Below are 12,949 nucleotides of genomic sequence, written 5' to 3'. Positions count from 1 at the left end.
GCAACTACATCTGGCCGTCGAGCAGAGGCCGACACCACGGCTGTCTTCTACCGGCTTCGCCGCGGCGCGGAGATCGGCTCGCTGGCCTGCGGACGCTGATGCATCCCGACAAAAGTACGGATATCCCCACTATTGTGGGGATATCCGTACCTTTGTGCGACGCCGTCTCAGACATCGGAACCGGCGAGAAGTACATCCTCTGGTCGCCTGGCTCCTAGCTTGGAAAGCAGTGCTTGACCACCCGTGGCGGGCGTGCTGACCCCGGAGCGCTCGGATGGTTGCCGGCGCTACTCGTTTCTCCGGCGCCGGATATCGTCACTGCATGACAGACGCCTCCGAGACCGACCGCCTGGTCAACACCGACGTCTCCACGCTTACGCCCACGGAACTGAAGGCCCACCTGGCAGAGGTCGAACAGCGGATGAAAGACCTCCTCCGCACCGAACGCGACCTCCTCGAGGCAAACGCAGAGGCCCTGGCCAACCACCCGACCCTCCAAGCCCGCCTCACCGATCTCCGAACCAAACCACTCGACGGCCCGAGTTCTTAAGCATCTAGGACGGCAGACAGGCTCTGATCGTCACATCAGCTTTGGTCGGTCAAGAGCTTCGAGGCGCCGGCCACGAGGATCCTGGCCTGCCGCACAGCCTTCTTCACCTGCCCCGGACTGACGAACACCATTCCGTAATGCGCGTTGTCCTTGAGGTCGAGCAGCTGGCTCAGCGCTCGAGACATCGCTTTGCCGTCGGAACCGGCCTGAGCGACCAGGACCAAGGCCTGGCGATGATCTTGGCCGCGCGACCGGGTCCCGAGCGCCGCGCAGCAAGCAGCATCCGCTGCGGCAATTCCGGCGAGAACTGCCAGGGCGGCGGAGACGTGCTCGGTGGAGAGGTCGTTGTCCTCGCCCTCGACCAACTCAGCGACATCGAGGAACGCCCGCGCCTGGTTCAGTCGAACGTGGGCCTGGGCTCGATTGCAGTCTTCGCTTCGTCCCTTAGCCGCCCTCATCGACCCATCACCTCCTTGGCGATCTCGGTGTGGATGCGGCGGAAGTCAGGGCCGTAAACTGTGATGCAGTCGCGGAGCCACTCGTTCACCATCGGCTCACCGGCTCGGAGATGGTTGGCGAGCTCGTCGGTGCTGATCGCGTAGGTCTGCAGGAAATTGCCCGTCCACTGGTGAACCTGCTCGCCCAACAAGGCGATCTGATCCGCCATGACGGTCGGCGACTCACCCTCGGCATGCACAACGAGAAGGTCGATGTCGCTGTCGAGATCGCCTTCGCCTCGGGCCACGGAACCGAAGAGGCTGGCATGAACTGGCAATTCTTCCCACTGCTGGACAACTTCGGCGAGGTTGCGGATCAGCTTGCCGCGCAACGAGACGAGGTCGAGGACGGCATCGGCAGCCAGATGCTTGCGATTCAGCGCGTACAGCATGCTCTGCCCGGCGAGTGTGGTCGTCACCAGCCCGGTATCTGCGAGCCTGTTGAGCACCTTGCGCACGCCAGACTCGCTACCAGCCTCCGCAAGCTGATGAACCCGCCGCCCGGTGAGCGGTTGGGTCGTACGAGCGAGCACCGCCAGCACAGCACCATCCAGTGTCGGCACCAGTGTGCTGATCGGCCGGGCGAGGTCCATATCGGCTCCCTCCGAACGACGAAGCATCCCGACTATAGTACGGATATCCCCACTATAGTCGGGATATCCGTACTATAGTGCGACGCCGTTCAAGCCTCAGCTGAAGCAGAGAGCCCTCTACGTCATGCCAGGTTGCGGGCTGCGTCGCACCTGCGCCGGAGTTCCGTCCCACTGGCGTAACACGCTCTCCGGCGAAGCCGGCAATAGAACAGCCGCGCCGAAGGCGTGTCCTTCCCCGGCGAACTGCAGTAGCCCACGCCGGGACAAGTTGCTGGTGGAGCGGTCGCGCTCTCCGGCGGAGCCGGCAATAGGGCAGCCGCGCCGGAGGGGTGTCCTTTGGTCGGCGCGGCTGGGAGGTGTTTAGCGGCCCTGGTTCTTGACGGCTTCGATGGAGGCTTTGGCGGCTTCGGGGTCCAGGTATTCGCCGCCGGGGGTGAGCGGGTTGAAGTCGTCGTCGAGTTCGTAGTACAGGGGGATGCCGGTGGGGATGTTGAGGCCCACGACGGTCTGCTCGTCGAGGTTGTCGAGGTGCTTGACCAGGGCGCGGAGGCTGTTGCCGTGGGCGGCGACCAGGACGGTCTTGTTGGCGCGGAGGTCGGGGACGATCGCGTCGTACCAGTAGGGCAGCATCCGCTCGACGACGTCCTTCAGGCACTCGGTCGCGGGCAGCAGCTCGGACGGGAGTCCGGCGTACCGTGCGTCGCCGGCCTGGTCGTACTCCGAGCCGCGCTCGATCGCCGGCGGCGGGGTGTCGTACGAACGGCGGAACAGCATGAACTGCTCCTCGCCGAGCTCCTCGAGGGTCTGCTTCTTGTCCTTGCCCTGCAGGCCGCCGTAGTGCCGCTCGTTCAGCCGCCAGGAGCGCCGTACGTCGATCCACTGGCGATCGGCGACCTCGAGCGCGATGTTCGCGGTGCGGATCGCCCGGGTCAGCACCGAGGTGTGCAGTACGTCGGGGAGCAGATCGCGGTCGCGGAGCAGCTCGCCACCGCGCTGCGCCTCCTCGACACCCTGCGCGTTCAGGTCGACATCGACCCAGCCGGTGAAGAGGTTCTTGGCGTTCCAGTCGCTGTGGCCGTGGCGGAGCAGGATCAGGCGATAGGTCATGGCTGTGAGTCTATCGAGGCTCCAACCAGCCCTTGAACGCGTCCAGGTTTCGGGTGGATTCACCGCGCGCGACTCGCCAGTCGTACTCGCGCCGGATCGACGATGCGAAGCCCAGTTCGAGGATCGTGTTGAAGGACGTATCGGCGTACTCGAGCACCGCACCGAGCAATCGATCGACCTCAACGGGCGTGATCGCGTGCAGCGGGACGCGCCCGTCCAGGTGGATGTCGCCGACATGATCGACCGCGAACGCGACGCCGTACATCTTCAGGTTCCGCTCGAGCAGCCAGCGGTACACGGCCTCGTGGTTCTCGTCCGGGTGCCGGGCCACGAAAGCATGGACCTGGACCGCCTGCGCACCGACCGTCAGCGTGACGGTCGTCTTCAGCTTCCGCTCTCCCGGCAGATCCGCGGTGAACGCGCCGTCCTTCTCGGTGAACTCGATCTCGTTCTCGGTCAGCACCTGGCGGATCACGTCCGCCGCTGCAACTCTCACCCGGCCACCTCCGCGGCGATATCAGCCGCCATCGTGTCCGCTGCGGTTCCGTACGCCGCCAGCGTCTTGCGGGCGGTCACTTCCCAGCCGAATCCCTGCGCGTGCTTGACCGCCGCGGTGCTCATGCTCTCGCGAGTGGCCGGATCCGTCGCGATCCGGGCCAGCGCGTCGGCGAAGTCGTCGACCCGGTGCCCGCGGACGAGGTATCCGGTCCGCCCGTCCACCACCGCAGTACTCAGACCGCCCACAGCCGCGGCGACAACCGGCGTACCGCAGGCCTGAGCCTCCAAGGCGACCAGCCCGAAGGACTCCGAGTACGACGGAACGCAGACGACCGAGGCCGCGCGGTACCACGAAGCCAACCGCGCGCGCTCCATCGGCTTCACGAATCGCACTACAGCGTCGATACCGAGCGCCCGCGCCAACTCGGCGTGCGACTCGGGATGCTCCATCCCGTTCCCCGACGGCCCGCCGATGATCGCGACCACCAGCCTCGAGCGCAGCGAAGGATCCCGCTCCAGCATCCGCGCAGCCGCCCGGATCAGCAGGTCAGGCGCCTTCAACGGCTGGATCCGACCGACGAATGCCAGTACGACGGCATCCGCCGGCAAACCAACTTCCTCGCGGGCGGCCGCCTGCGAACCCGGACTGAACAGCTCCAGATCCACGCCAGGATTGACGACCCCGACCTTCGCCGGCTGCGCCCCGTACAGGTCGATCAGTTCGTGTGCTTCATCAGATGTGTTGGCGAGCAGACGATCCGCGGACTCCACGACCTGCTCCTCGCCGAGCAATCGCGCAGCAGGTTCCGGTACGTCGTCCTCTGCCAGGCTGGCGTTCTTGACCTTGGCCATCGTGTGCATCGTGTGCACCAGCGGGACCGCCCACCGGTCGCGGGCGAGGAGGCCGACCTGGCCAGAGAGCCAGTAGTGCGAGTGGATCACGTCGTACCAGCCGGGCTCGTGGATCGCCTCGGCGCGCAGTACGGCTCGGGCGAACGTGCACAGCTGGGACGGGAGTTCGTTCTTCGTCAGGCCTTCGTACGGTCCGGCGGCGACGTTGCGGACCACCACCCCGGGCAGCAGCTCGACCCGGGCCGGGAGCACCGACGCGGTCGCGCGGGTGAACACGTCGACCTCGATCCCGAGGCCGGCCAGCTGCTTGGACAGCTCGACGACGTAGACGTTCATCCCGCCGGCGTCCCCGGTCCCCGGCTGGTCGAGCGGCGACGTGTGCAGGCTGATCATCGCGACCCGCCGGAGGGGTTTATTCACGGAGTCAGGGTAACTCCGGGCTTTCCGCCGGGAATCGGGAATCCTCCCTATCCGCGGCCGTCCAGCTGGCGAGCAGACGGAGATTCTGCTCGGACGTCGATCCGGGCTCGACGGTGTACGTGACGAGCAGCTGATCCGGTTCGCCCGGCGGCTGCAGCGTCTCGTACTGCACAGTGATGTCGCCCACGATCGGGTGGTGCTGCGTCTTCGTGCCGAACGTCTTGTCCTTCACGTCGTGCCGCGCCCAGTGCTCGCGGAACTCCGGGCTGCGGATGGACAGCTCACCGACGAGCTCGGCGAGCTCCGGGTCGTCCGGGTAACGGCCGGCGTACATCCGCAGGTAGCCGACGGTCTCGTCCGCGACCGTCTCCCACTGCGGGTAGAAGTCGCGCGTCGCCGGGTCGAGGAACACCATCCGCGGGATGTTGCGATCCTTCAGCTCGAGGCCGTCGAAGTCGGCGATCAGGGCCGCGGCCAGCCGGTTCCATCCGAGCACGTCCATCCGGCGGCCGAGGACGAATGCCGGTACGTCGGGCATCGAGTCCAGCAGCCGTTGCAAGCCGGGACGCATGCGTTCCGCCGTACGGCGTCGTACCCTGCGGCGGGCCGGTTTCGCCAACAGGGCAAGGTGTTTGCGCTCGTCGTCGGTCAGACTCAGTACGTCGGCGACCGCGTCGAGGATCTCCTGCGAGACGTTCTCGGCCCGGCCCTGCTCGAACCGGACGTAGTAGTCGGCGCTCACCCCGGCCGCCTGCGCGAGCTCCTCGCGGCGCAGCCCGGGGACGCGGCGCCGGCCGTTGAACACCTTCAGTCCGAGGTCCTCGGGCTGCACCCGGGCCCTGCGCGACTTGAGGAATTCGGTCAGCTCCGCTCGACGATCCATGCCTCCAGTATCCAGGGCGGCCCGGATCGCAACCTGGTCCTGCCAGAACCAGGCTCAACAGACACCTGGGTAAGTCACGGCGACCGCTCCAGGATCGGTGACATCAACCCAAACCTGGAGGAACACCATGACTGATCTCACCGGCCGCATTGCTGTCGTCACCGGCGCTGCCAGCGGAATCGGGGCTGCGATCGCCACCCAATTGGCCGATGCGGGCGCCTCGGTCGCACTGGTAGCACGGCGGCAGGACCGGCTCGACGACCTGGCCGGGAAGCTCGGGTCGCGGGCGATCGGAGTCAGCCTCGACGTCACGTCGCAGGCCTCGGTCGATGCCGGCGTCCAGCAGATCCACGAGCGGCTCGGGCGGCCGGATCTGGTCGTGAACGCCGCCGGAGTGATGCTCGCTGCCCCGATCGCGGACGGCCGGCTCGACGACTGGACCCGGATGATCGACACCAACGTCACCGGCGTACTGCGGCTGGTCCAGGCGTTCACGCCCGATCTGATCGCGGCCGCCGGCGAAGGGCGGACCGCCGATCTGGTGAACATCTCGTCGATCGGCGCGCACGTGGTCTTCCCTGGGTACGCCGTGTACGGGGCGACCAAGGCTGCGTTGACTCAGCTGTCGACGTCGCTCCGCGCGGACTTCGCGCCGTACGACGTCCGGGTCACCAACGTCGAGCCAGGGCTGACCGACACCGAACTCGCGACGCACCTGGACAGCTCCGGGCAGGATCTGATCGCGTCGATGAACGAGCAGATCGGGCCGCTTGCCGCGGACGACATCGCGGATGTGGTGACGTTCGCGGTAAGCCGGCGGCGCGAGGTCAACCTGCGTCAGATCATCGCGCTGCCGACGCGTCAGGCGTGACGTCCTGCCCGGCAAGGTAGACAGCCGTTGGCGTGGCCAACGTTGTGATGTCTTCGGTGGGATTGCCTGGTACGACGAGGAGATCCGCGTCCGCACCGGTTCGGATGCGACCTTTCTGGACGCGGAGTGCATCCGCGGCGGACGACGTACCGGCTGTGAGGGCCGCGATGGGTGGGATGCCGGCCTCGACGTACTCGGCGAGCGTAGCGGGGAGGAGGCCGTGCGGTTTCGCGGGGCCGATCCCGCCGTCGGAGCCGGCCACCAGCCGGACTCCTGCTGCGTAGAGGCGGCGGACGGCCTCCTGCAGGATGGCCTCTCCGATCCCGGCTTTCGCCACCAGTTCCAGGACTGCGGGCGGTACGACGATCGAGCGGTCCGAGCCGAGCGTGCCGCAGACGGCGATCCCTTCCGCAGCAATCGCCGCACCGAGCTCGTCGTCGACGACTGCCCCTTCAGGAGTCAGACAAGTGCAGTGCTCGATGCCGTCGACCCCAACCGCCAATGCCTGCTGAACGGCTTTGAGCGCGTGAGCGTGGGCGGTGATCGGCAGACCGCATTCGTGGGCTGCGTCGGTGGCAGCTTGGAGCTCTTCGAGCGCGAACTGCGGGCTCATCGTGTCGCTGCCCGGGGTGAGTACGCCGCCACTCGCCATGATCTTGATGACGTCCGCGCCGCGGTCGGCCCGGGCGCGCACGGCGGCACGCATTTCGTCGGGTCCGGACACCTCGCCGCCGAAAGCCCAGCAATGTCCGCGAACGCTCGTCAGCGGAACGCCCGACGCAACCACTCTGGGCAGGCCAGGACCAGCGCCCGAGCCGACGGCAGTCGGAGCGCCCGCGCCGGGAGCTGCGGCCTGCCGCCAGCGGAGTACGGCGTCGTGGGGGTCGCCGAGGTCGCGGACGGTGGTGACGCCGGCGGCGAGGTGGATCCGGAGCGACTGCTCGATCGTGGCGCCGATCGCGTCGGCGTACTCAGGCTTCTCCGCCTCGGCAGGCGAAACGCCCAGCCGATCCAGCGCACCGGCGCCTCCGTCGGCGGTCAGGTGGACATGGGCATCGACTAATCCAGGCAGGATCGTCCCACCCGGCACCTCGCGAACCGGCCAGTCCGACGGAACCTCCCGTGCGACACCGACCACCTTGCCGTCGTCCACGAGCACGACGGTCTCGTCGAGGAGTCGTTCGCCATCGAAGATCCGCGCTGCCTGCAACGCAACCCTGGTCATACCCGGAGTCTCTCTCAGGGTGGGTTTATCCCTACCTGAGTTGGCGGATTCGCCCCACTGTGCTGCGGTCTCCGCGCCGAAAGCATGGATCACATGCGTACAGTCCTCGAGCAAGCCAAGTCCTGGCACCGTCCTCTCATGCTGATGGTGCTCGCCATGATGGGTCTCGTCGTCGCGTCGGGGATCGGCCTCGCGGTCGACAACCGGGAGATCCTCAACGAGTCCGTATGGCTCAAGCCGTTCAAGTTCGGCATCTCGTTCGTCCTGTACGGCGCGACGCTGGCCTGGCTGCTGTCGAAGCTGCGGAAGGCGAAGCGCTTCGGCTGGTGGACCGGCACGGTGTTCGCGGTCACCGGGATCGTCGACGTCGGGTTCATCGCCGTACAGGCTGCGCGTGGGACGTTCAGCCACTTCAACGACAACGCCGACACGTTCAACCAGGTCGGGCAGAAGGTCTTCATGTCCGGCGTCCTCGGGCTGTTCGGCGCGAGCCTGGTAGTCGCGATCATGCTGCTGTTCCAGCGCGTCGGCGACGCCCCGATGAACCGGGCGATCCGGATCGGCCTCGGGCTCGCGGTCGCCGGGATGGGCATCGCGTTCTACCTGGTCGGCGCCAACACCGATCGCCAGCAGGTCACCGACGCCTACGGCCACCCCGTCACCCTCGCCGGCAGCCACGGCATCGGCGTCGAGCCCGGGGGGCCCGGAATGCCGCTCACCCACTGGAGCACCGTTGGCGGCGACCTACGCATCCCACACTTCGTCGGCCTCCACGCAATCCACTTCCTACTCATCACCCTGCTAGTCCTCCACCTCCTCGCCGGCCGCCTCCCCTGGCTCCGCCCCGAGCGAGTCCGAGCCCGCCTCATCGCCGTCGCCGCCTTCGCGTACGCCGGCCTAATGGCAACCGTCACGGTGCAGGCCTTCCGCGGCCAGGCGCTAATCCACCCAGACCTGAAGACACTGGGCATGCTCGCCGGCGTCGCCGCGATCAGCCTCGTGGCCCTCACCGCCGTCCTCACCACCGCCCACCGCACCCCGCCCGTCGAGCCGCTCCAGCCGACCCCGGCGACCCCGGGACTCGAGCCGGCCCCGGCGACCCAGGCGACCCAGCCGACCCCGGCACTCGAGCCGAACCCGGCGACCCAGCCGACCCCGCCGCCAGCTGCCCGCGTCTGAGCACAGGGCATACCAAACTGTATGGTATGGAGGCCGATGGCGGGCTGAGACGGCCGTCTGTCGTGACCAGTGGGTTTGAGAGACTCGGGTTATGACTTCCGAGCGTCCTCTTGCCGTCGTGACCGGAGCTAGTAGTGGGATCGGAGCCGCGTCGGCGCGGTACCTCGCCCGGGCCGGGTTCGAGGTCATCTGCGCCGCACGTCGGCTCGATCGGATCGAGACGCTGGCCAAGGAGATCGACGGCCGCGCCGTGCAGTGCGACGTCACGTCGGCCGACGACATCGCCGCATTGACCGCAGCAGTCGGAGACGAACTGCAGGTGCTGGTGAACAACGCCGGCGGCGCGTTCGGCTTCGAGCCGATCGCCGACGCGGACCTCGACGCCTGGCGACGGATGTTCGAGGTGAACGTGATCGCCGTCGCGGCCGTCACAAAGTCGTTGCTCCCGGCCCTTATCGCGGGCCGCGGCACGATCATCGTGATGGGCTCGACAGCCGGCCAGGTCGCGTACGAAGGCGGCGGAGGGTACGTCGCCGCCAAGCACGGCGCCAAGGCCGTCGTAGACACCCTGCGCCTCGAGCTCTGGGACCAGCCGGTCCGCGTCACCGAGATCGCACCGGGCATGGTGCAGAGCGAAGGCTTCGCCCTGACCCGCTTCGGCGGCGACCAGGCCAAGGCCGACGCCGTGTACGCCGGCGTCCGCGAGCCCCTCACCGCCGACGACATCGCCGATATCGTCACGTACGTCGCAACCCGCCCGCCCCACGTGAACCTCGACCGCATCACGGTCCGCCCCCGAGCCCAGGCCGCCCAGCACAAGGTCTTCCGCGAGCAGTAGCTCGTCCGTAAATCCCTCACGTGAGCCGCCTCACGGCCGGTCTGCTTGCAATTGCAAGCAGCTTGCTAGCACACTGGACGCATGGCCAGGTTGAGTGATCGTGCAGCTGGGGCGGTGGGCTCCGTTGGGGAGTACCTCGCCGAGCAGCGGCGGCAAGCGCAGTTGTCGTTGCGGCAGTTGTCGGACCTGGCCGGTGTGTCGAACCCGTACTTGAGCCAAATCGAGCGCGGCCTGCGCAAACCGTCGGCCGAGGTGCTGCAGCAGCTCGCGAAGGCGTTGCGGATCTCTGCGGAGACTCTGTACGTGCGGGCCGGCATCCTCGATCCGGACGACAACGAGGAGGGCCGACAGGCCTCTGGCGTGGTCGACGCCGTCCTGCTCGACCCCGCGCTGAACGAGCGGCAGAAGCGCGTCCTGCTGGACGTGTACACGTCGTTCGTCCGGGAGAACGCCGCCCCGGAAGAGGCCCCGGCGAAGAAGACCTCCGCCCGCAAGCGCAGTACTGACTGAAACCTGCTGAAGACACCCCGAGGAGAAGCCTGATGGCTACCCGTACGCCTGTTACCCCGTTCTACGCGATCGCCGGCGCCGGCGACCTCGCGGTCGAGAAGTTCCGCGCGATCAGCGAGGACGTCACCGCCCGGTTCGCCAAGCTGGACCAGAAGACCCTGCAGACCGAGCTCACCAAGGCCCAGACCGAGCTGAACAAGCGCTTCGAGGCGATTGTCGCCGACGCGCGGACCGCTCCGGCCAAGCTGCGCGAGCTGCCGAAGACCGCGCAGGTCGGCTTCACCACCGTTCTCGGCCAGGCCGAGGAGACCTACGAGGACCTGGCCGGCCGCGGCAAGGACCTGGTCGAGCGGATCCGCCACCAGCAGGCCACCGAGGACCTGGAGACCCAGGCGAAGTCCACGGTCAGCAAGGCCAAGGCGACCCGGACCACGGTGAAGAAGACCGCCGAGACCGCGACCCGCACCGTGAAGGCGACCGCGACCAGCGCCCGCAAGACCGCGAAGGCGGCCGGTAAGGCTGCCGGGTCCGCCGCCGACAAGATCGGCGACTGACCCACCACTGACGGTGACAGTTCACCGATTGTTTGCGTGAATCCTCGCCCGGGCGGTCCACAGCTGCGACTCAGCAGAGGTGGACCGCCCGGTCTGTCAGCTAGGCTCGTAGCATGATCACCTTCCAGAACCTGATCCCCGGGTTCGGCGATCCGCTGTCGGTCATCTGGTGGGTGCTGCTTGTTCTCAAGCTGGTCGCGCTGCTCGACGCGGCGTTCCGGCCGCGGGCAGTGTTCATCGCCGCCGACAAGCTGACCAAGCCGGGCTGGGTGCTGATCCTGGTCGTGTTCACGCTGAGTCAGTTCTTCCAGGGCTGGCTGAGCTTCTTCGGCCTGATCGGCATCGTCGCGTCCGCCGTCTACCTGGTCGACGCCCGCCCAGCTCTCCGCGCCGCCACCGGTCGCGGCCGAGGCGGCTGGGGCGTGCGTCGCCGCCGCGGACCCCGCCCGCTCTAACCCACCCCCGCACTCGCTCCACCGCCCCGCCGCGACGCCCCACCGCGCGCAGCTCGCCGGAGGCTTACACAGTTAGTGGTGGGTCGGAACAGGCAATACCTTGTTCCAACCCACCACTAACTGTGTCAACCTCCGGCGTCGGTCGACCGTCCTGCGGCGGGGCGGGGCGGCGACCTACGAGCGGTAGACGATGACCTTGTCGCCGACGTGGACCTCGTCGAAGAGGACCTTGATCTTGGCGAGGTCACGGACGTTCACGCAGCCGTGGGACGCGCCGTTGTAACCGCGCGCCGCGAAGTCCGACGAGTAGTGCACCGCCTGGCCGCCGCTGAAGAACATCGCGAACGGCATCTTCGAGTCGTACAGCTTCGAGACGTGGTTCCGGCTCTTCCAGCCGACCGTGAAGCTGCCCTCGCGGGTCGCGGTCTTGACGGCGCCGAAGCGGACGTCCATCTGCATCTTCACGACGCCGTCGACGACGTACCGCAGCTTGCGGGTGGACTTGTCGATGCACAGCGCCACACCGGTCGCGCACCGCGCGTCGAGCTTCTTGCCGTTCACCACCGGCGCCGGCGGATACAGCTCGGTCTGGGTCGGCACATGGGTGACCTTGGCCAGCTGGTCCAGCGTGTTCTGGTCGACGTACCCGAGCTCGGGGATGCCCTTGGACTTCTGGAACTTCTTCACCGCGGACCGGGTCATCGTGCCGAAGTCGTCGTCGAGGTACTTCTTCTCGAGCAGCTTCAGCTGCACCAGGCGCGCCTCGACCTTGCGGACGTTGGTCCCGCTGGAGCCGTTCTTCCACAGCGCCTTCGGGTAGATCGGCAGCTCGCCGCTGACCTCGAACGGCACGGTCTTCAGATCAGAACCGGTCGCCGTCGCGGTCGTTCCGGAACTCAGGAGTGTCGCAATCACGCCGCCCACGATCAGCGTGCTCAGCGCCTTGCGAATGATCAGCCCACGCATCGGACACCCCTCTGGATAGACCGCGTCCCTACACTTGTAGGACGTCCTCACCGGTCATTTGGTTGGCCTAGCGTACCGGAGGAAGCACTCATGGAGACCGTGCCCAGCTCCGTGGACGTCGGCGCCCGGATCGCCTACCGCGAGAGCGGCAGCGGTCCTCCGGTCGTTTTCCTGCACGGGAATCCCACGTCGTCGTACCTGTGGCGCGATGTCCTGGGACCGGCGTCTGCGATCGCCCGCTGCATCGCACCCGACCTGGCCGGGATGGGCCGCTCGGGTCCGTCGCCCACTGGCCGGTACCGCTTCGTCGACCACCAGCTGTACCTCGACCGGTTCTTCGACGCGCTCGGGCTGACTAGCGAGGTGATCCTCGTCGGCCACGACTGGGGCGGCGTACTCGCGACCGACTGGGCCCGGCGGCACCCCGACGCCGTACGCGGGATCGCATACCTCGAGACCCTGGTCGCCCCGGTCACCTGGGACAGTCCGAACGCACCGGCGCCGGAACTGTTCCGCCGCCTCCGCAGCCCCGAGGGCGAAGAGCTTGTGCTGCAGCAGAACGTGTTCGTGGAGACCGTCCTCCCGAGCGGCGTACTCCGCGATCTGACCGCCGACGAGCTCGCGGCGTACCGCGCACCGTTCGCCGAACCCGGTGAGGGCCGCCGCCCGACCCTGACCTGGGCCCGCGAGATCCCGATCGACGGCACCCCGCCCGACGTACACGAGATCGTCGCCGCAAACGCCGCGTGGATGGCCGAGACGCGGGTACCAAAGCTCTTCATCAACGGTGATCCCGGCGCGCTGCTCACCGGGCCGCTCCGCGAACAGTGCCGGCGCTGGCCGAACCAGCGTGAGGTCACCGTCGCCGGATCGCACTTCCTGCCGGAGGATTCTGCCGGCGAGATCGCCGATGCGCTCCTCGACTGGATTCCGGGCTGCTGAAGGAGAGGG

Annotated in this window: 16 protein-coding genes; 8 read left to right on the top strand and 8 right to left on the bottom strand. The window is 67.6% G+C overall.

Annotated elements, in window-relative coordinates; all coding sequences use genetic code 11:
- Positions 1–322 precede the first annotated feature (322 nt).
- Complete coding sequence (locus tag ACQPYH_RS05385; protein ID WP_432887438.1) at positions 323–550, top strand: hypothetical protein; 228 nt, start codon at positions 323–325, stop codon at positions 548–550.
- Between the two features lie 35 nt (positions 551–585).
- Here the strand turns inward: ACQPYH_RS05385 and ACQPYH_RS05380 are convergent, their stop codons facing one another.
- From ACQPYH_RS05380 to ACQPYH_RS05355, 6 genes are all read right to left on the bottom strand, one after another.
- The gene (locus ACQPYH_RS05380; protein ID WP_432887435.1) at positions 586–1,008 is read right to left on the bottom strand and encodes a hypothetical protein; all 423 of its coding nucleotides are present in this window, start codon (positions 1,006–1,008) and stop codon (positions 586–588) included.
- Positions 1,005–1,589 carry a nucleotidyltransferase domain-containing protein gene (locus ACQPYH_RS05375; RefSeq protein WP_432887432.1) on the bottom strand — a complete coding sequence of 195 codons (585 nt, stop codon included), beginning with the start codon at positions 1,587–1,589 and terminating at the stop codon, positions 1,005–1,007. The genes ACQPYH_RS05380 and ACQPYH_RS05375 overlap by 4 nt, the downstream gene beginning before the upstream one ends.
- A 411-nt stretch (positions 1,590–2,000) precedes the next feature.
- Positions 2,001–2,747, bottom strand: coding sequence for a phosphoglyceromutase (locus tag ACQPYH_RS05370; RefSeq protein WP_432887429.1), 747 nt, complete (start codon positions 2,745–2,747; stop codon positions 2,001–2,003).
- Between the two features lie 10 nt (positions 2,748–2,757).
- Complete coding sequence (locus tag ACQPYH_RS05365; RefSeq protein ID WP_432887426.1) at positions 2,758–3,243, bottom strand: YbjN domain-containing protein; 486 nt, start codon at positions 3,241–3,243, stop codon at positions 2,758–2,760.
- The gene (gene mshA, locus ACQPYH_RS05360; protein ID WP_432894343.1) at positions 3,240–4,490 is read right to left on the bottom strand and encodes a D-inositol-3-phosphate glycosyltransferase; all 1,251 of its coding nucleotides are present in this window, start codon (positions 4,488–4,490) and stop codon (positions 3,240–3,242) included. Before mshA ends, ACQPYH_RS05365 begins: the two co-directional genes overlap by 4 nt.
- A gap of 31 nt (positions 4,491–4,521) precedes the next feature.
- Complete coding sequence (locus tag ACQPYH_RS05355; protein WP_432887423.1) at positions 4,522–5,400, bottom strand: helix-turn-helix transcriptional regulator; 879 nt, start codon at positions 5,398–5,400, stop codon at positions 4,522–4,524.
- 127 nt (positions 5,401–5,527) lie between these two features.
- Here ACQPYH_RS05355 and ACQPYH_RS05350 point away from each other — a divergent pair, with 127 nt between their 5' ends.
- Positions 5,528–6,271, top strand: coding sequence for an SDR family oxidoreductase (locus ACQPYH_RS05350; RefSeq protein ID WP_432887420.1), 744 nt, complete (start codon positions 5,528–5,530; stop codon positions 6,269–6,271).
- On the opposite strand, the gene ACQPYH_RS05345 is transcribed toward ACQPYH_RS05350, so the two are convergent.
- Positions 6,243–7,496 (bottom strand): amidohydrolase family protein, encoded by a 1,254-nt coding sequence (locus ACQPYH_RS05345; RefSeq protein WP_432887417.1) that lies wholly within the window; start codon positions 7,494–7,496, stop codon positions 6,243–6,245. The genes ACQPYH_RS05350 and ACQPYH_RS05345 overlap by 29 nt on opposite strands.
- A gap of 93 nt (positions 7,497–7,589) precedes the next feature.
- On the opposite strand from ACQPYH_RS05345, the gene ACQPYH_RS05340 reads away from it, so the two are divergent.
- The 5 genes from ACQPYH_RS05340 (at position 7,590) to ACQPYH_RS05320 (ending at position 11,032) form a co-directional block, all read left to right on the top strand.
- On the top strand, positions 7,590–8,675 hold the full coding sequence (locus ACQPYH_RS05340; protein WP_432887414.1) for a hypothetical protein: 1,086 nt from the start codon (positions 7,590–7,592) through the stop codon (positions 8,673–8,675).
- Positions 8,676–8,766: 91 nt separating this feature from the next.
- Positions 8,767–9,513, top strand: coding sequence for an SDR family oxidoreductase (locus ACQPYH_RS05335; protein WP_432887411.1), 747 nt, complete (start codon positions 8,767–8,769; stop codon positions 9,511–9,513).
- An 81-nt stretch (positions 9,514–9,594) separates the two neighbouring features.
- Positions 9,595–10,023, top strand: a complete 429-nt coding sequence (locus ACQPYH_RS05330; protein ID WP_432887408.1) for a helix-turn-helix domain-containing protein — start codon at positions 9,595–9,597, stop codon at positions 10,021–10,023.
- Between the two features lie 32 nt (positions 10,024–10,055).
- Entirely contained in the window at positions 10,056–10,577 is a 522-nt protein-coding gene (locus tag ACQPYH_RS05325) for a hypothetical protein (protein WP_432887405.1), read from the top strand.
- 113 nt (positions 10,578–10,690) lie between these two features.
- On the top strand, positions 10,691–11,032 hold the full coding sequence (locus ACQPYH_RS05320; protein WP_130446311.1) for a DUF2516 family protein: 342 nt from the start codon (positions 10,691–10,693) through the stop codon (positions 11,030–11,032).
- Between the two features lie 174 nt (positions 11,033–11,206).
- Here the strand turns inward: ACQPYH_RS05320 and ACQPYH_RS05315 are convergent, their stop codons facing one another.
- A complete protein-coding gene (locus ACQPYH_RS05315; RefSeq protein WP_432887402.1) occupies positions 11,207–11,998 on the bottom strand; it encodes a L,D-transpeptidase family protein in 792 nt (263 codons plus the stop codon).
- 90 nt (positions 11,999–12,088) lie between these two features.
- Here ACQPYH_RS05315 and ACQPYH_RS05310 point away from each other — a divergent pair, with 90 nt between their 5' ends.
- Positions 12,089–12,940 (top strand): haloalkane dehalogenase, encoded by an 852-nt coding sequence (locus ACQPYH_RS05310; RefSeq protein ID WP_432887399.1) that lies wholly within the window; start codon positions 12,089–12,091, stop codon positions 12,938–12,940.
- The last annotated feature ends 9 nt before the right edge of the window (positions 12,941–12,949 follow it).

Source organism: Kribbella sp. CA-245084 (assembly GCF_050942355.1).
Lineage (GTDB): Bacteria > Actinomycetota > Actinomycetes > Propionibacteriales > Kribbellaceae > Kribbella.
Note: the sequence above shows the minus strand (reverse complement) of the source record. Positions and strands in the feature narration are given on the sequence as shown.